Source organism: Sedimentibacter sp. B4 (genome assembly GCF_000309315.1).
Classification (GTDB): Bacteria; Bacillota; Clostridia; order Tissierellales; family Sedimentibacteraceae; genus Sedimentibacter; species Sedimentibacter saalensis.
This window is the reverse complement of record NZ_CANG01000959.1, coordinates 140199-158449: the sequence shown is the minus strand read 5'-3', so window position 1 is coordinate 158449 and position 18251 is coordinate 140199. Positions and strand designations below refer to the sequence as shown.

15 protein-coding genes are annotated in these 18251 nt (G+C 35.3%); 12 read left to right on the top strand and 3 right to left on the bottom strand.

From position 1 onward, the window contains the following. Window positions 1-140: 140 nt before the first annotated feature. The 8 genes from BN358_RS20455 to amrS all read left to right on the top strand — a co-directional run bounded on the left by BN358_RS20455 (window position 141) and on the right by amrS (window position 9477). On the top strand, window positions 141-1157 hold the full coding sequence (locus BN358_RS20455; RefSeq protein WP_019230403.1) for a sensor histidine kinase KdpD: 1017 nt from the start codon (window positions 141-143) through the stop codon (window positions 1155-1157). Window positions 1158-1243: 86 nt separating this feature from the next. Next, complete coding sequence (locus tag BN358_RS20450; protein WP_019230402.1) at window positions 1244-1819, top strand: xanthine phosphoribosyltransferase; 576 nt, start codon at window positions 1244-1246, stop codon at window positions 1817-1819. 7 nt (window positions 1820-1826) lie between these two features. After that, window positions 1827-2291, top strand: coding sequence for a methylated-DNA--[protein]-cysteine S-methyltransferase (locus BN358_RS20445; RefSeq protein ID WP_019230401.1), 465 nt, complete (start codon window positions 1827-1829; stop codon window positions 2289-2291). Between the two features lie 172 nt (window positions 2292-2463). Continuing rightward, window positions 2464-4959: an ABC transporter substrate binding protein gene (locus BN358_RS20440; RefSeq protein ID WP_019230400.1), complete on the top strand. Its 2496-nt coding sequence runs from the start codon at window positions 2464-2466 to the stop codon at window positions 4957-4959. Continuing rightward, window positions 4905-5690 carry a zinc dependent phospholipase C family protein gene (locus tag BN358_RS20435; RefSeq protein ID WP_019230399.1) on the top strand — a complete coding sequence of 262 codons (786 nt, stop codon included), beginning with the start codon at window positions 4905-4907 and terminating at the stop codon, window positions 5688-5690. Before BN358_RS20440 ends, BN358_RS20435 begins: the two co-directional genes overlap by 55 nt. A 215-nt stretch (window positions 5691-5905) precedes the next feature. Continuing rightward, window positions 5906-7162: an MFS transporter gene (locus tag BN358_RS20430; RefSeq protein WP_019230398.1), complete on the top strand. Its 1257-nt coding sequence runs from the start codon at window positions 5906-5908 to the stop codon at window positions 7160-7162. 105 nt (window positions 7163-7267) lie between these two features. Next, window positions 7268-8653: an AmmeMemoRadiSam system protein A gene (gene amrA, locus BN358_RS20425; RefSeq protein ID WP_019230397.1), complete on the top strand. Its 1386-nt coding sequence runs from the start codon at window positions 7268-7270 to the stop codon at window positions 8651-8653. After that, a complete protein-coding gene (gene amrS, locus BN358_RS20420) occupies window positions 8650-9477 on the top strand; it encodes an AmmeMemoRadiSam system radical SAM enzyme (RefSeq protein WP_019230396.1) in 828 nt (275 codons plus the stop codon). The genes amrA and amrS overlap by 4 nt, the downstream gene beginning before the upstream one ends. 120 nt (window positions 9478-9597) lie before the next feature. On the opposite strand, the gene glnA is transcribed toward amrS, so the two are convergent. Continuing rightward, window positions 9598-11025 carry a type I glutamate--ammonia ligase gene (glnA, locus tag BN358_RS20415; protein ID WP_019230395.1) on the bottom strand — a complete coding sequence of 476 codons (1428 nt, stop codon included), beginning with the start codon at window positions 11023-11025 and terminating at the stop codon, window positions 9598-9600. Window positions 11026-11222: 197 nt separating this feature from the next. On the opposite strand from glnA, the gene BN358_RS20410 reads away from it, so the two are divergent. Together BN358_RS20410 and BN358_RS20405 are read left to right on the top strand one after the other, a co-directional pair. After that, a complete protein-coding gene (locus BN358_RS20410) occupies window positions 11223-12032 on the top strand; it encodes a DUF368 domain-containing protein (protein ID WP_019230394.1) in 810 nt (269 codons plus the stop codon). A gap of 416 nt (window positions 12033-12448) precedes the next feature. After that, a complete protein-coding gene (locus BN358_RS20405) occupies window positions 12449-13936 on the top strand; it encodes a carbon starvation protein A (RefSeq protein ID WP_019230393.1) in 1488 nt (495 codons plus the stop codon). Window positions 13937-14096: 160 nt separating this feature from the next. Here the strand turns inward: BN358_RS20405 and BN358_RS20400 are convergent, their stop codons facing one another. Further along, the gene (locus BN358_RS20400; protein WP_019230392.1) at window positions 14097-15029 is read right to left on the bottom strand and encodes a TRC40/GET3/ArsA family transport-energizing ATPase; all 933 of its coding nucleotides are present in this window, start codon (window positions 15027-15029) and stop codon (window positions 14097-14099) included. An 8-nt stretch (window positions 15030-15037) separates the two neighbouring features. Next, window positions 15038-15331 (bottom strand): hypothetical protein, encoded by a 294-nt coding sequence (locus BN358_RS20395; RefSeq protein ID WP_019230391.1) that lies wholly within the window; start codon window positions 15329-15331, stop codon window positions 15038-15040. A gap of 404 nt (window positions 15332-15735) precedes the next feature. On the opposite strand from BN358_RS20395, the gene BN358_RS20390 reads away from it, so the two are divergent. Next, a complete protein-coding gene (locus BN358_RS20390) occupies window positions 15736-16239 on the top strand; it encodes a hypothetical protein (RefSeq protein ID WP_019230390.1) in 504 nt (167 codons plus the stop codon). 57 nt (window positions 16240-16296) lie between these two features. After that, window positions 16297-17910: a carbon starvation protein A gene (locus BN358_RS20385; RefSeq protein WP_019230389.1), complete on the top strand. Its 1614-nt coding sequence runs from the start codon at window positions 16297-16299 to the stop codon at window positions 17908-17910. Window positions 17911-18251: the final 341 nt, after the last annotated feature.

Below are 18251 nucleotides of genomic sequence, written 5' to 3'. Positions count from 1 at the left end.
TTTCGACAACATACAACCTATTTCAGTGAAAGTGACACAAGTTTTAGATAATTGATGAATATTTTTAAGTTTTTTGTTTTAACACTTCAATAAATGGTATATAAGAAACAATCAAAAGATTAATTGAAGGGGGATGCAATATGGGGAATAATAAAAAAGGTGTTATCATACCATTTACAGGAAAATCAAACAACGAATCTATGAAAATTAACACCAGTATGACCGTAGCTTCGGGACAAGGATCATTCGAAGAAAGTGCCGCCCGCGATAAATTAAATGTTGAACGTGATTTGTACAATGAAGAAAAAATCATGTACAGTGGATTTTCAGCTAAAGGATTTGATGACAGCAAAAATATATTTTTAAATATTTACAGTGAGCTTAAAGTCCCTATGGACATTATATATGGGGCTTCACAGCTGGTTGAACAGCATCTGAAAAACAATTATGAAAATTCTTACGATGATAAAACAACAAAAAGTATGAATTCCATAAAGCAAAACTTTTTCAGACTCACAAAAATGATTAATAATTTATTGGATTTATCAGTAATATCGGCAGAACAGTACGATTTGAACTGCTGCAACGCAAATATTGTTGCCATAACTGAAAATGTTGTTGTAAATGTAGTAAAAGCTGTTGAAGCAATCAGGGACAAACAGCTTGAAATATTATTTGATACTGACTCAGAAGAAAAAATGATATTGTTTGATCCTGAAAAAATGGAAAGAGTTATTCTGAACATTCTTTCAAATGCCGTGAGGAGCTCAACTACCGGAGGGAAAATTTTTGTGGACTTGAGGACTTTTGAATCAAGAGTTGAAATATCAGTTGATTATGAAGAGTTGAAAACTGACAGCATTAACCATAAAAACGTAATGGATATTCCGGGAAAGAGAAACCAGCAGTTTGGAGACTATGATAAAGAAGAATCAATAGAACTGATTTTGTCCAGATGTATAACTAAATTACACGGAGGAAATCTATCGGTTGAACATTCACAAGGAGACAGAATCAAATTTGTGCTTTCTCTGCCCTGCAAGAAAAATGACTCTATTTACTACCTTTACAGCAAGGAATGTCCTATTGCTGCTGACAACCTTCTTACAATGATAAATATTGAATTTTCTGATTTGATTAATACAGGATGGAATTAATATGTTAGTACTATAGAATTTACACGTTGATTTTTGTCGCTTTATAGTATATTATATATAAAAATATAATATGGATAGGAATTGACATGGATAAGCTAAAGCAAATGATAATTGAAAGAGGAGAGATCAGGGAAGGAAATATTTTAAAGGTTGACAGTTTTCTAAACCATCAGCTTGATGCTGATTTTCTATACGAAATGGGAGAAGAGCTCCACAGACTTTTTAAGGATCAGGGGATTACAAAAATTCTTACCATCGAAGTGAGCGGCATAGCAATTGCCATTATGGCTGCGCTAGTTTTTAAAGTACCAGTTGTTTTTGCAAAAAAAACTGAAAGCTTGAATCTTGATAAGGATGTCTATGTTGGACAGGTGCATTCATACACTAAAAACAAAGATTACAAAATAATGATAAGCAAAAAATATTTAAATGAAAATGACAAACTTCTTATAATAGATGATTTCCTGGCTGAAGGTAGTGCCATGAGAGGTCTGTTAGATATGGCAGGTCAATGTAATGCTGAAGTTAAGGGAATTGGTATCGCCATAGAAAAAGGCTTTCAGAAAGGCGGAGAAATTTTAAGGAGTGAAGGCTATAATTTAAAAAGTCTTGCAATTATAGATGACATGAAGGATGGCAAAATAACTTTCAGGGATGAGTAGGTGAAACATGAAAAATGTATTTGTTTTCCAAACTAAAATAGGTCTTGTGGCCATTGAAGACAACGGAACGGAAATAACTGATGTAAATGTAATCTCAGAAAACCAGAGTATTGAAGTGAATGAAACAAATCTTTTGAAAAATGCAGCGCTTCAGTTGAACGAATATTTTGAAGGAAAAAGAAATTCCTTTGATTTGCCGCTGAACCCCAAGGGAACAGAATTCCAGAAGAAAGTATGGGCAGCGCTTTGCGACATTCCTTACGGAGAGACAAGGTCTTACAAGCAAATTGCTGAATATATTGGAAACCCAAAGGCATGCAGGGCTGTGGGCATGGCAAACAATAAAAATCCAATCATGATCTTCATACCATGTCATAGGGTGGTTGGTTCCGACGGAAGCTTAACGGGATATGCCGGTGGACTGGACATGAAGGAAAAACTTCTGTCGCTGGAAAAAGGAAAAGCTATTTAAAAAACAAATAATTGCGAATGATGTAAAACCCGGAAAAATTCCGGGTTTTCTGTTTTGAGTGACACTCCCGTGTCACTCAAAGTTTAACTAAATAATTATTGCTTTAATTTTAATATGTTGATAATATATAGTAAATTATAAAAATGCATAATTAAACTTTAGTGAGGTTCCGGTGAAAAATAATATTATGTTAAGAGGCATGTGGGGGAAAGTTCTTATATTAATAATTATGTTTTTTTCTCTAAATATTAGTGATGCTCTTGCAGAAAATGAAGTCAGGAATGTATTGTTTATAAGTTCTTACAATGAAAATTTTATTACGGTGCCCTATCAGATAGAAGGCATTAAATCAGTCCTGCTTAAAAATAATGTCCAGCTTGATGTTGAGTACATGGACAGTAAACGCTTCTACGACGAAGAGAGCAGGAGGATTTTTCATGACTTGCTAAAATACAAAATGAGTAAGCTTGCTGCTTACGATGCAATTATTGTAGGAGATGACAATGCTTTACAGTTTGCTATGGATTTTCAGGAGGATTTGTTCAATGGAATTCCTGTAGTATTCCTGGGCATCAATGATTTTAAAAGAGCTGGACTTGCCAATAAAAATAAATATATGACAGGAATCATCGAAGAGACATCATTGAAGGAAAATATTGAAATTGCATATAAATTCAACTCTAAAGCAACAAGGGTGGTTGCAATAGTGGACAATACATTAACAGGAATCGGAGATATGGAACAGTTTTATTCCATAAAAGACGAGTTTAAAGAATTGTCATTTGAGCACATAAATACTTCTGAATATACATTCGAGGAACTGGAAAATGTGCTGGAGAATGTTGGAGATGACACAATTTTATTGTATTTAAGCATGTTTGAGGACAAAACAGGTAAGAATATAACAATTGATGAGGCTGTTGAAATTTTAAAAGAACATACAAAAGTTCCGGTTTACCGTGCTTCAATAGGAGGAGTCGGTAATGGATTATTGGGCGGCAAGATGGTTTCTTATTTTGATTCCGGCGAAATAGCAGCTCAGATGGTTATGAAAATATTAAACGGGTCTTCTGTAGAATCAGTTGAAATGGTCACTGACAGCCCGAACAGGTACATTTTTGATTACAATATAATAAAAAAGTACAGCATAGATGAAAAATTAATACCCGAAGAATCGGTGCTTATTAACAATAAAGTTGATATTTTTGAACAATACAGGGAGTATATAATCATTACATTGCTTATTATTGTTTTTCTGGTTGTTTTGTTGATGGTTTTGGCATATGATGCAATAAAACAAAGAAAAATTGAAAAGGAACTTATGGAAAGCCATGAGAAACTTGACAAAATTGCTCACTATGATTTCTTGACAAACCTTCCAAACAGGATTAAATTTAAGGAGTGCCTGAAAGAAGAAATTGATAAAGGCATTTCCGGGGCTGTAATCATGATTGGGTTGGATAATTTTAAAAAAATAAACAATACCCTGGGACATGAATACGGAAATATGATTTTGAAGAAAATAACGGACAGGTTGTCAAAGATAGCCGATGAAAAACATTTTGTTGCCCGTCACGGAGGCGATGAGTTTTTAATACTCGTGCGAAGTGAAAGCAAGCAAGAACTGTTCAGATGCATCAACTTGTTAAAAAATTTGTTTCATGAAGGCTTTGTAGTTGATAACAGGGAAAACCATATGAAGGCAAGCATAGGAGTTGCGTTGTTTCCGGATGATGGTACAGAAGCAGAAAAAATAATTGCAAATGCAGATACTGCAATGTACAAGGCTAAGCGGTCAGGAAAAAGCAACTGTTTGTTTTATACAATTCAGATGAAAGAAGAACTGTTAGCAAGAAACAACATAGAAACTGTATTGAGAGAAGCCTTGAAAAATGATGGCTTTAAACTTGTGTATCAGCCATACATGAGCTCCCAGACAGGGGAAGCAGCAGGCTATGAAGCACTTATAAGGCTCAAGAACCATAACATTCCGCCCAGTGTTTTCATACCCGTGGCTGAAGAGTGTGGTTTAATTATCAACATAGGAAGATATGTTACTTATGAAGCAGTGAGCCAGCTTAGAAAATGGAAGCAGCAGGGCTATGAGCTAAAACCCATTTCCTTGAATTTTTCATGCAAGCAGCTTAAGGACACTCAATATGTGGAATGCCTGAAAAAGATACTTAAGGACAATGAAATTCAGCCTGAATATATAGAAATAGAAATAACAGAAAGCATTTTGCTTGAAAAAGCTGAAAGTACCATGGATTTTTTATACAATTTAAAAAATATGGGAATAAAAATAGCGCTGGATGATTTCGGCACAGGCTTTTCATCTTTGAATTATCTAACGTACATACCAATGAACAAGGTAAAGCTAGATAAATCCCTGATAGACAAGTTCTTTGAACTGAATAATCTAAGTGCAGTGGAAAATATTATTTCTCTTGCTCACAGTCTTAATTTTCAGATAACAGCAGAAGGTATAGAAGAACTCAAGCAGTATGAAAGCCTCAGAAACATAGATTGTGATTATTTCCAGGGATATTATTTCAGCAAACCATTGGAAGTAATTGAAATAGAAAAATATATTTTAATAAGCAGGAGTGAAAAATGCCTACTACGTATGCTCATTATAAATTTGGCATGGAAGTGCTTAAAAAATTGAACGATAACATAAGAGAAATTATTAATGATAACATAGAGCTTTACAGCATAGGACTCCATGGACCTGACATATTGTTTTATTTTAAACCGCTGAAGTCCAATGACATAAGTGCCATGGGACATGCAATTCACAAAGAACAGGCTAAAGTTTTTTTTGAAAAGGCCAGGAATACAATAAATTTGAGCAACTATTATGACGCTTCTCTTTCATATACAGCAGGTTTCATATGCCACTTTATGCTCGATAGCCAGTGCCATCCGTATATCAGGCAAAATGAAAATAAGTTTTCACACAGTGAAATAGAGGTTGAACTTGACAGGTCGCTTATGATTGAAAGTAATTTAGAATCTTTATCCTTCAAGCCCACTTCACATATTAACCCCAGCTGTCAAAACTCCATGGTTATTTCTTCATTTTTTACGGGTGTTACAGCAGAAAATATTGAAAAAGCATTGAAATCCATGAAGTTTTATTTAAATCTTCTTGTTGCACCGGGAAAATTAAAGCGGTCTTTGATTTCAGGAGCACTGAAGGCTACAGGAAATTACGACAGCATGATAGACTTGATGATGAAGTATGAACGAGATGATAACATTAAAGAAATCAATGAAAGACTGCTGTACTTGCTCAGTGAAGCAATAGAACCAACAGCAAGATTGATTGAAGAATATTGTTTCAACATAAAAAACAGCGATGATATTAATCAGCGCTTTAACAGAAACTTTGATTAAAAAACAAGACCCTCGGGGGTCTTGTTTTTTTAGGGGACATAAATTGTAAAAGATTAACAATCTAGATCAATACAATGTTACAAAAAAGTTGTGAAGATTTTATGAAGATTGTAAATTTTGTTGTGGATACTATGGATAACTTTTATATTTCTTGTAATTATGGCGGAATTAATATAAAATTATATATAATTAAATACCGATTTTAAGAGGTGGTTATGATAAAATCTAGAAGCAATTTATCAAGTATTGAAAAGTATTGGATTTTGTACGACGTTGGAAATTCCGCTTTCATAATGCTTGTATCAACAATTATACCCATTTATTTTAAAAATATTGCTGCATCTAATGGTGTATCCCAGGCAAACTCAACAGCGTACTGGGGATATGCGATTTCAATTTCTACATTGATTGTGGCAATTTTAGCGCCTACTCTTGGTACTCTGGCTGATACAAAGGGATACAAGAAACCATTGTTCACATTGTTCCTAATGATGGGAGTGCTAGGGTGTGCCGCCCTTTCCATCCCCATGATGTGGATTATATTTCTTGTTGTTTTCATAATTGCCAAAGTCGGTGTGTCTGCAAGTTTAGTTTTTTATGATGCCATGCTTTCTGACGTTACAACCGATGAAAGAATGGATATGCTGTCCTCTCTTGGTTATGCCTGGGGTTATATTGGTTCATGTATTCCGTTTGTAATAAGCCTAGTACTCATATTGTCAGCCGAAAAGTTCAATATAACTTCAGCAGAAGCAACGGGAATTGCTTTTCTAATTAACGCAGCGTGGTGGTTTTTAGTGACAGTTCCTCTTCTTAAAAACTACAAGCAAGTTCATTATGTAGAAGTTGAAAAACACGCACTTGCTAATGCATTCGAAAGACTTGGAAATACATTTAAGGATATAAAGCATCAAAAAGAAATTTTCACGTTTCTTCTGGCATTCTTTTTCTATATTGATGGAGTGTATACCATAATTGAAATGGCAACATCATACGGAAAGGATGTTGGTATAAGCGACAACAATCTTTTGCTTGCACTTCTCTTAACACAGGTGGTTGCTTTTCCCTTTGCTATATTGTTCGGTAAACTTTCAAAGAAGTACAAGACAAAAGATTTAATAGGATTTTGCATTGGAGGATATTTTTTCATAGCTTTGTTTGCTCTGCAGCTGGACAAGGCCTGGGAATTCTGGTTCCTTGCTGTATGTGTGGCTATGTTTCAAGGAGCAATTCAAGCACTGTCACGTTCATATTATGCAAAAATAATTCCAAAGGAAAAATCCAGCGAATATTTCGGATTTTTTGACATTTTCGGAAAAGGAGCATCATTTACAGGTACAATGCTCATGGGAATTACAACACAAATAAGCGGCAGCTCTAAAACAGGAGTTGCGTTTATAAGCCTCATGTTTGTTGTGGGATATCTCATATTTAAAAAAGCAGTAACAATGCAGAAAATTGAAAGTGTTTAGAGAAAAACATGAAGAGCGGATCGTCCGCTCTTTTTTTGGTCTTAGTTGTTTAAAACACAGAAAATAGGTATAATAATATAAAAAACTCTAACAAGGAGTGATAAAATGCCAATAAAAGAAGCATTCATTTTGCCGCATCCGCCTCTTATAATACCTGCAATCGGTGGAGGACAGGAAATTAAAATCAAAAAGACAGTTGATGCTTATGAAAAAATTGCCCACAGAATTGCAGAAATAAAACCTGATACTATTGTATTGACAACTCCACATTCCATCATGTATTCAGACTACATCCATATTTCACCGGGAAGAGGAGCAAGCGGCAGTTTCAAGGAATTTGGTCATGGACAGATTAATATGCATGTTGAATATGATACTGGTTTTGTGCAGCAATTATCCCTGTTGGCTGAAAAAAACAATATTCCGGCAGGAACACTGGGAGAAAAAAACAAAAATCTCGATCATGGGGCAATGGTTCCATTGTATTTTGTAAATAAATATTTCAATGATTACAAGCTTGTGCGTATTTCCATATCAGGACTTACATACATTGACCACTACCGATTCGGAAAATTAATAAGCAAGGTTTCAGATGAAATCAGTAAGAATGTCGTGTTCATAGCAAGCGGAGACCTTTCTCACATGCTTAAGGATGAAGGGCCTTATGGATATAGGGAAGAAGGTCCCGTATTTGACCGTGAAGTTACAAAGGCCATGAAAAACAGTGATTTTTTAAAATTTATGAAATTTGATGAAGAGTTCTGTGAATCTGCTGCAGAATGTGGGCTAAGATCATTTATAACCATGGCAGGTTCACTTGACGGCAAAGATTTAAAATCCGAGCTTTTGTCATATGAAGGACCTTTTGGCGTTGGATATGCTGTTGCAGCTTATGAGGTAATAGGCAATGACAGTAACAGACATTTTGATGAAGTTTATAAAAAAGAAGAGCAGTCAAAAATTGAAAACCTCAAAAAAGAAGAAGACAGCTATGTTAATCTTGCAAGGAAGACACTTGAAAGCTATGTTTCTAATCACAAAAAAATTAAAAAAACAAATGACCTGGATACCGAACTTTTAAAAAATAAAGCTGGAGTATTTGTTTCGTTGAAACTTGACGGACAATTGAGAGGCTGTATCGGAACAATTGCTCCCACAACAAATTGTATTGCCGATGAAATCATTCAAAATGCCATAAGTGCCGGCACAGAAGATCCAAGGTTTTATGCTGTAAGCGAAGAAGAACTTCCGCGGATTATTTACAGCGTGGATGTTCTTGGAGAACCTGAATCAATCCAGTCAATGGAAGAACTTGACCCTGAGCGTTACGGAGTTATTGTAACAAAAGGAACGAGAAGAGGGCTTCTCCTGCCTAATCTTGAAGGGATAAATACACCTTTGGAGCAGGTTGGTATTGCACTTAAAAAAGCAGGAATATCAGAACATGAAAGTTATTCCATGGAACGGTTTGAGGTGGTGAGGCACAAATGAAAATCACGTGCAGAATATGTCCACACCTCTGCAGTCTTGATGAACATCAAGTAGGGCTCTGCAAAGCCAGAAGCAACCAGGAAGAAAAAATTATACCCATAAATTACGGACAGCTCACTAGCATTGCACTGGACCCCATAGAAAAAAAGCCTCTGATGCGCTTTTATCCCAGAAGTAAAATATTGTCTGTTGGAAGCTTTGGCTGTAACCTTAAGTGTCAGTTTTGCCAGAATCATGAAATTTCCATGGCCTCAAAAGAAAAAGCAAATGCACGCTATGTGCCTCCGGAAGATCTGGTCATGGCTGCAGTAGATTTGGTTTCCAGGAAAAACATAGGAATAGCATACACATACAACGAACCACTTGTGGGATATGAATATGTGAGAGACTGTGCTAAGCTTGCAAGAGAAAAGGGCCTTAAAAATGTAGTTGTAACAAATGGATGTTTTCTAAAGGAACCCATGAGTGAAATTATGCCACTAATTGATGCTTTCAACATAGATTTAAAAGGCTTCACAAGTGAATTTTACAAAAAAATAGGCGGAGACCTTGAAACTGTGAAAGACTTTATAACCTTTGCAGCAGAATCAAGTCATGTAGAAGTTACAACTCTCATCATACCAGATGAAAATGACAAGGAAGAAGAAATTGAAAACTTGTCAAAATTCATTGCTGGTATAGATGTAAACATGCCTCTTCACATTTCAAGATTTTTTCCTTGCTATAAAATGCAGGACAAAAATTCGACAGAAGTAGAAAAAGTTTATAAGCTTGCTGACATTGCCAGAAAAAAACTAAACTACGTCTACGAAGGAAACTGCTGACAAACACCTTGACTCCGGGGACGTACCCTGAAATCAACTTATTTAAAAAAATGCTCTGTTAAGAATAAACTTAATAGAGCATTTTTAATAAATGACTGAAAGGTGCGTCCCCGGATTTTGTTATAAGTCGTAGTACATTCCGAATTCTGCAGGGTTTGGAACTAATGAAACAGCTTTTGCTTCGTTTCTTTTTTGTTCAACCCAGATTTCAAGAAGCCGTTTTGGAAAAACATTTCCTGCAAGCAAAAATTCATAATCATTCTCCAAGGCTGTAATAGCTTCATTCAAACTTGAAGGAAGAGATTTGATTTTTTGTTTTTCCTCTTCAGGGAGGTTGTACAAATTTACGTCATATGGTCCGTATCCGCTTTCAACAGGATCTATTTTATTTAATATGCCGTCAATTCCTGCCATAAGCATTGCAGAATATGCCAGATAAGGATTTGCTGTACCATCTCCGGCTCTGTATTCAAAACGTTTCTTTTCAGGCTTCACTGCATATCCGGGAATTCTTATGACTGCGCTTCTGTTGGAACTTGCAAAGCATATGTTCACAGGTGCTTCATATCCAGGAACCAGTCTTTTGTAGCTGTTTGTTGAAGGATTAGCCAAGGCGCTTATTGAAGGAGCGTGTTTTAAAATTCCCCCTATAAAGTACATGGCAGTGCTGCTTAAATCAGAGTAGTTTCCCTTTTCGTAAAAAACAGGTTGGTTGTTCTTAAACAAATGCATATGTACGTGAAGACCGTTGCCTGCTTCGCCGTACAAGGGTTTAGGCATGAAGGTGGCGGATTTGCCGGCTTTATATGCTGCATTTCTTACAATATATTTTACAAGCATTGTCTTGTCTGCCATTTCTCTCAAATTTCCAAATTCAACTTCAATTTCAACCTGTCCCGGTCCTGCAACTTCATGGTGATGATACTTTACCTTTACTCCCCGTTCTTCAAGAAGCATGCAAATTTCACTTCTTAAATTGTAAAGATCGTCAAAAGGAATGTCAATGTGATATCCTCCTTTGTGAGGAACATTGAATCCTAAGTTATCATCATCCTTGCCGCTGTTCCAGTCTGCCAGTTTGGCATCAATTCTGAAACCTGTTTTATGAGGGGTTGTTTCATAACTAACGTGGTCGAAAACAAAAAATTCAAATTCAGGACCAATACGTATTTCATCAGCAATACCTGTTGAGCGCAGATAATCTTCAGCTGATTTTGCAATTACTCGCGGATCCTGGTCAAAAGTCGTGTGTGGATTGCCAATGACATATACATCTCCTATCATATTGATGGTAGGCACAGAGCAAAAGGGGTCAGTGAAAGCAGATGTTAAATCAGGAATAAAAACCATGTCGCTTTTTTCAAGTGGAGCAAAGCCATAGTTAGAAGCGTCAAAGCCTATTCCGCTTGCAAGTGTTTCTTCCGTAAACCTTTCTGCAGGTATGGTGAGATGACGCCAGCGTCCGGATAAATCAATCATTTTGAAATCAATCATCTCCACACCGTGTTCCTGGATGTAATGTCTAAGTTCTTCACAATTTTTAAACATATTTACCTCCGTTAAAATTAGCAACTTATGCATCATTGTTATAATTATACCAATAAGTCCCGAGGAAGTCAAAGAATTATGAAAATGTTTTCTACGTTGGAATCTGTTTTGTTTTGACCATTAAATCATTTTAGGTTGATATAAGTGGGAATCTTTTGTATAATCAAATGGTGGCAATATTAATCGAGGTGTTGAGAATGAATTTTATTATTGGTTTTTTAAAAGGTCTGGCAATGGGCGCAGGCGCCATAGCTCCTGGTGTAAGTGGCGGAGCCCTGGCCGTAATTTTTGGATTGTATGACAAGCTTGCAAATTTCATTGCTCATTTGAACAAAAATTTCAAGGAAAATTTGCTGTTCTTTTTGCCTGTTGGAATAGGCGGGGTTGCAGGCATATTGGTTTTTAGCAGAGTAATTGAATATCTGTTCAATTTTTATGAAATAGAAGTGAGGTATGCTTTTGTAGGACTCATGCTTGGTACATTGCCCTCTGTGGTGAAGCAAGCCAACAGAAGGGGTTTTAAAAATAAATATCTTGTTCTTTTCCTTATATCCTTGTTCCTCACAATTTTACTTACTTATCTTGAAAACAATGCAGTTAATATTATAAGAAATGTGCAGACAACGCCTTTATATTTGATTATTTACGGAGCAATAATAGGATTTGGTACTATTATTCCAGGAATCAGCGCATCAATAATCCTTATGTACATAGGAGCATATGAAGCAGTTATAGGAGCAATTTCAAATATAAACATATTCATGCTTTTCTACCTGGGTATAGGATTCGGCCTGAGCATTTTATTGTTTGCAAAACTGATTTCAATGTTATTTCAAAAAGCATACGGCTATACATATTACACAATATTAGGACTTGTTATAGGATCTATTTTTTCTATTTTCCCGGGATTTAATTTAACTCTTGATTATGCTTTAAATTTTTTTATTTTGATTACTTGCTTTTATCTTACATATTCTTTAAGCAGGTATATGGGAACAGACAGATAAATGTCTGGAAAAAATTAATTGATTTACAAATTTATGATTATAATTACAAATAAAATTTATAATTATAAAATACAATTAAAATGCAACACTAAAACAGCTGGTACATGGGCGCTGAACGCTTTCAAACAGCTGTTTTTATTTTTAAACACTAAATTAAACGTTTAAGTACAAGGTTTTCCTGGAAAAAAATAGTATTGACAGACTTTAATCAGAATAGTATAATACGTTTTGTCAGCTGAATACTGTACAGTAAATAGAAACAAATTAAAATTATTGTTTGTGAAAAGATTATGAAATTGCAAATGATTTTAATAAATCAAATGCATAAAGGTTGCATTTTTAACAATAAATTTTATGCTGAAAAATACATAATCCTTACGAGGATTATATTCTAATAATACTAAAAGGAGAAACATATGACGACATTTATAATCGGATTGGCAATTTTGCTTGTCGGAGGATTAGTTTACGGTAAATATTGTGAAAAGGTCTTCGGACCGGATGACAGAAAAACACCAGCTGTTGCGAAGGCTGACGGCGTTGACTTTGTTGCCATGAAATCTTGGAAAAACAGTTTGGTAAACTTGCTGAACATTGCAGGCACAGGCCCTATACTTGGACCAATACAGGGAATTTTATTTGGACCGATTGCATTTCTTACTATTCCAATAGGATGTGTTTTAGCAGGATCAATGCATGACTACTTTGTAGGAATGATATCCATGAGAGAAGGCGGAGCACAGCTTCCTAAAATGATTGATAAATATCTCGGAAAGAAAATTCGAGGAGTATACAACGTATTTATTTGGATATTGATGATACTGGTTGGAGTTGTATTTGTTTACACACCGGGAGATTTGATAGTTAAAGAACTTATCGGACAAGAATCGGTTGCTACAAATCCTACCATGTGGATGGTTTACGGCGGAATATTCCTTTATTACCTGGTAGCGACATTATTCCCTATAGATGCAATAATCGGAAGAGTATATCCGTTGTTTGGAGCAATACTAATAATTTCAGCAGTTGGTGTTCTCTTTGGAATACTTGCTGACGGAGGAGCAAACTTAACAAACTTATCTTTCACAGGAACTATGTTTTCACAGCACCCAGGCAAATTTCCTTTCGTACCGGTATTCTTCATAACAGTTGCATGCGGTATAATGTCAGGTTTCCATGGAACACAGACAACTTTGATTTCACGTACAATCAAGACTGAAAAAGAAGGAAAAATGACATTCTTCAACATGATGCTTGCTGAAGGCTTCATAGCAATGGTATGGGCTGCAGGAGCAATGGTATTGTTCAACAGAGGAACAGAAGTATCAACTAACGCAACTTTGATGATAGGTGTTATTTCAAGAGAATTCCTGGGATCAATCGGAGCATTGTTTGCAATACTGGGTGTTATAGTTCTTCCTATAACATCAGGTGATACAGCATTCAGAGGTTTGAGACTTATGATTGCTGAACAGTTTAACATTGACCAGTCAAAAAAAGGAAAAAGAATAGCTGTAACGCTGGCAATATTTGTTCCTGCAATAATAATATTGGTTTACGCAAAAATGAATCCATCAGGATTTAACATTCTCTGGAGGTATTTCGCGTGGACAAACCAGACAGTTGCAATATTTGCATTGGCCCTGGTTACAATATACCTGAAACTTAACAAAAAGAACTACTGGATTTCATTAATACCAGGAATGTTCTACACATTCATAATAACAAGCTATATTCTTCATGCGCCAATTGGTTTTGGTCTTGAATCAAGATTAGGAATGAATCCTGAAAGCTACGCTATTTCGTATGTGGTGGCAGGAGTGCTTTCATTGCTTTACGGATGGTACACTCTGAAGCTTTCGGAAAAAAGAAAAGATATCATAGCAAGCACTGTATTAGATTAAGAATAAAAGGGACTGTTGCATTAAGCATATTCATGTCATCCTGAGCGATAGCGAAGGATCTCATCTTTTGGAATTATGAGATTCTTCGGGCTAAAGACTCAAAATGAAACAATGATAATTACTGATGCAACAGTCCTTTTATAGTGTATAGTGGCGACTATTAAAAATCTTTGAACTTTGCAGCAATTTCTCTTATGTTGTCTGATTTCATATCTTCTACAAGCATAGGAAGTTTAAATATTTTTTTATCTTTGAATTTTTCCGTAATTATTTCCAGGTATTTTAACTCCTGCTCTTTTTTACTCTTCCAGAAATTATCCTGTATGCTGTCCGGCAGTATTTTGTTTACTATTATTCCATCAACTGAAATATTGTATTTTTCTAATATATTTATTGCTTTAACGGTTTCGTCTATAGGAAGCTTTTCTGCGTTTATTACGAAAATAAATGACAAAAGTTTTTCATCCATCATTATTTTCTTTGCAAGATTGATTTTATCAAGTCTTCTTTTTAATATTTTAATGACTTCATCCTTTTCTGCTTCTGACTTGTCAGCATAACCGTTGTGGTTTGCCATGGACATCAATGAAACCGACTTTTGCCTTTTGCTGATTAATGTTTCAAGCCAAGCGCCCAATAGTTCCGGAAGTGTCAAAAGTCTCACAGTATGTCCTGTTGGAGCAGTGTCAAATATTATTCGGTCGTACTCCCTTACCTGTTCTGTAATAATATCTATCATTTTATCAAATAAGGCAGCTTCTTCTGTTCCCGGAGAAACAGCAGCAGCATCAATCTGTTTGTTGATTTCCTTTACAATTACAGTGCTGACAATATTCTTTAGACTTTTTCTAACACTGTCCATGTAAAGTTTGCTTTCTTTTTCGCCGTTTATCTCTATGGCATCAAGATTAGGCATAATGTTTGTAATTGTATCTCCAATATTTTTTTCAAAAATGTCCGAAGTGGAGTGGGCTGGGTCTGTTGATACCAGCAATGTTTTTAGTCCTGCCTGTGCCGAATAAACTGCGTAGGAAGCACTGCAGGTTGTTTTACCCACACCGCCTTTTCCTCCGAAAAATATAATTTTGTTCATAATCCCTCCTATGCATCAAAACCGTAGTCTGACCACTTTTCTTCCCACACATAAAGCCTGTTTATCATCCTCTGCTGCCAGCCGTCAAGGTCTTCTGCAATGAGAGGGAGGAGTTCCAGAGAGTAATATGTTGTGGGTATAGGAATTCCCAAAATGTCTCCAAAGCACAAAAGGATGAACTCATCCATTTCGTTGTGTGCTTCCTTAAAAAGCATTGATCTGGATTTCCTGTTGAAGTCTGTTGCAGCTCCAAAAAATAACCTTACGTTTTCCAATATGTCTTTCAATTTATCCTTGTCCAATAAATCAACCTCCTAAGAAACGATTTCCTGACGGTTCTCTTATTTTTAATTTATTTTATTTTAATTGCATAATAAAGTCAATGATTTTTCTTGCCTGAATTTCATGAACAGAACAAAGCGAAAAAAACAGCAAAATTTGTCGAAGGTAATCTATTTTTATAAATTTTATGTTTGCGTTCTCAAGACATATAAAAAAATATATGTGTTCTAAAGTAACAAATTACACACAAGTGTATTAACAAAAGATGTAAAAATACCGGCAAGATTATCTTTAAGTAGACTTAATTATTGAAAACGTTTTAAATTTTTAATTGACTAATGTCATCAACGGTGATAAAATGCAATTGTGAGGATATTAATGCATAAGAATTGCAATGATATTACTAAATGAAAAAGAGGCTGAAATGGATTTTGCTCAATATATTGAAATGGTAGAAAATAAACTGAGAAGCAGTTTTGATGTTTCAAAAAATCATATTATTAATGATGTACAGTATGATTTATACGCTGAATTTCGCTTAAGAAACGAAAAATACGTTGCAGTAAAAAATGCTGTTATATATGCCTTTGAAAACAACGAATATTGTTTAATTAAACACTTAGAAAATCTCAATAAAACTGATTATATAAACTTGACAGAATCAATGATTCAATCTGTGGAATCAATTGTTAAACCCTCCAATGAACACATGTCCAGCATCATAACAGCAGTAATAGTTGCTGATAATATTCCTTATGATGATTTAGAATTTATTATAGAAGCAGTAAGAAGGTTTAAGTTTGGAAAAAGTTTTGCATTTGGATTCAAGGGATGGGCTGACATACGTTTAATGTTGGTCTCACTTGATGAAGGTCTAATAGCAACAAATAAAAAGGGAAAGGAGGTTAGTAAGGTTTATAGCTTTTAGTTCCAAATGTTAGATGTTTTGCAATCGTTTCTATTTTATTTTATAGGAGGTTTATTTATGAATGCATTATGGTTAGTTCTTTTAAGTATTATTTGTTTTGTTGTTGCTTACATTACTTATGGTGCCTGGCTTGCAAAGCAATGGGGCATCGATCCTTCCAGAAAGACTCCTGCAAATGAAATTAATGATGGTATAGATTATGTACCGTCTAAACCGGCTGTACTGATGGGTCACCACTTTGCATCAATAGCTGGAGCAGGTCCTATTAACGGACCTATTCAGGCGGCAATTTTTGGATGGGTTCCTGTATTGCTGTGGATTATTATCGGAAGTATATTTGTAGGTGGAGTACATGACTTTGGCGCATTGTTTGCATCTGTACGTCATAAAGGAAAATCAATCGGAGAAGTAATAAAAGTAAATATGGGAAGAAAAGGCATGATGCTGTTTTCAATATTTGCCTGGTTAACATTATTGCTTGTTGTTGCAGCATTCACTAATATCGTAGCAGCTACTTTTGCTGCGGTTCCAGCAGCAGCTTCATCTTCACTGATGTTCATTTTATTGGCTGTGGCATTTGGCTGGGCAGTGTACAGAAAAGGGTTATCATTGAAGGTAGGAACAATTATCGGCGTTATCCTACTGTTCACATGCGTTTGGCTGGGATATATATTCCCACTTGCTTTAAGCGTAAATACATGGATTGTAATAATGATGGTTTATATATTTGTAGCTTCTACAGCTCCTGTATGGATTTTGCTGCAGCCTAGAGATTACTTGAATTCATTCCTATTGTATGCAATGATAGCCGGAGCAGTAATAGGTTTAGTAGTTTTCAGACCTGAAGTTCAACTTCCGGCTATAACAGGTTTTAATGTAGGTGGACAATATCTATTCCCTATGCTGTTTGTAATAGTTGCCTGCGGTGCTATATCTGGTTTCCACTCACTGGTTGGTTCAGGAACTACATCCAAGCAGATTGATAATGAAAAAGATGCCAGAATAATCGGTTATGGTGCAATGCTTATTGAAGGTGTATTGGCAGTAATAGCATTAATAACAGCAGCATATGTATCACAGGGAGATTTGACAGAGTTGTTAAAAGGTGGGCCTGTAAATGTATTCTCCAATGGAATCGGAACATTTATGGCTACATTTGGAGTTCCGTTTGCTGTAGGTAAGGCATTTGTTGCTTTGGCAGTATCTGCGTTTGCATTGACAAGCCTTGACACAGCAACAAGACTTGGAAGATTCATATTCCAGGAATTCTTTGATAATCCTGAGAAAGAAAAACAGTCAATTTTTACTAATATGTACGTATCTACAGCTATAACTGTTTTGATAGGCGGTTATCTGGCTACAGGTGGATATAAATCTATTTGGCCTATATTCGGTTCAGCAAATCAGCTGTTGGCAGCATTAGCTTTATTGGCAATAGCAGTATGGCTGAAAAACACTGGAAAGAACTATCACATGCTAGTAATACCAATGGTTTTCATGCTTGTTGTAACATTGAGTGCATTGTTGTTGCTCATTAGATCTAATTTCCTTGCAGGAAATTACCTGCTGGTAATATTCCCTGTATTGCTTTTCGTTCTTGCAGTTATTCTGGCTAAGGAAGGTTATGGAATTATCTACAAGAAGGATGGAATTGAAAAGGCTACTAAGTGAAATTAATCCCATTGAAAATCCTGCGTAAAGCGCAGGATTTTTTATTTTAAGTATTAAAAAATTGAATAATATTAAATAAGAAAAAAACTTAATATATATATCGTTTGCTTCAATAATTTTCAAAGTGCATGAAACTTGTCGAAAATTGTAACGAAATAGCAAAACATGCTTTCTTAATTATTACTTTTAGAATAATATTCTGAACAATTATGTCCTCAAAAAATTATTGACTATATTTATCAATGGTGTTACAATTCAATATGTTTGAAAAGTTAAAGCTTAAAAAGAAGTAAAACGTTTCATAAGAACTTAATTTTATATTTTAGTTTATTTTATGATCG

Bases quoted from the DNA above. Each gene is read 5' to 3' on its own strand.
- BN358_RS20455 (WP_019230403.1), top strand. From the start codon at position 141: ATGGGGAATAATAAAAAAGGTGTTATCATACCATTTACAGGAAAATCA.
- BN358_RS20450 (WP_019230402.1), top strand. From the start codon at position 1,244: ATGGATAAGCTAAAGCAAATGATAATTGAAAGAGGAGAGATCAGGGAA.
- BN358_RS20445 (WP_019230401.1), top strand. From the start codon at position 1,827: ATGAAAAATGTATTTGTTTTCCAAACTAAAATAGGTCTTGTGGCCATT.
- BN358_RS20435 (WP_019230399.1), top strand. From the start codon at position 4,905: ATGCCTACTACGTATGCTCATTATAAATTTGGCATGGAAGTGCTTAAA.
- BN358_RS20430 (WP_019230398.1), top strand. From the start codon at position 5,906: ATGATAAAATCTAGAAGCAATTTATCAAGTATTGAAAAGTATTGGATT.
- amrA (WP_019230397.1), top strand. From the start codon at position 7,268: ATGCCAATAAAAGAAGCATTCATTTTGCCGCATCCGCCTCTTATAATA.
- amrS (WP_019230396.1), top strand. From the start codon at position 8,650: ATGAAAATCACGTGCAGAATATGTCCACACCTCTGCAGTCTTGATGAA.
- glnA (WP_019230395.1), bottom strand. From the start codon at position 11,025: ATGTTTAAAAATTGTGAAGAACTTAGACATTACATCCAGGAACACGGT.
- BN358_RS20410 (WP_019230394.1), top strand. From the start codon at position 11,223: ATGAATTTTATTATTGGTTTTTTAAAAGGTCTGGCAATGGGCGCAGGC.
- BN358_RS20405 (WP_019230393.1), top strand. From the start codon at position 12,449: ATGACGACATTTATAATCGGATTGGCAATTTTGCTTGTCGGAGGATTA.
- BN358_RS20400 (WP_019230392.1), bottom strand. From the start codon at position 15,029: ATGAACAAAATTATATTTTTCGGAGGAAAAGGCGGTGTGGGTAAAACA.
- BN358_RS20390 (WP_019230390.1), top strand. From the start codon at position 15,736: ATGGATTTTGCTCAATATATTGAAATGGTAGAAAATAAACTGAGAAGC.
- BN358_RS20385 (WP_019230389.1), top strand. From the start codon at position 16,297: ATGAATGCATTATGGTTAGTTCTTTTAAGTATTATTTGTTTTGTTGTT.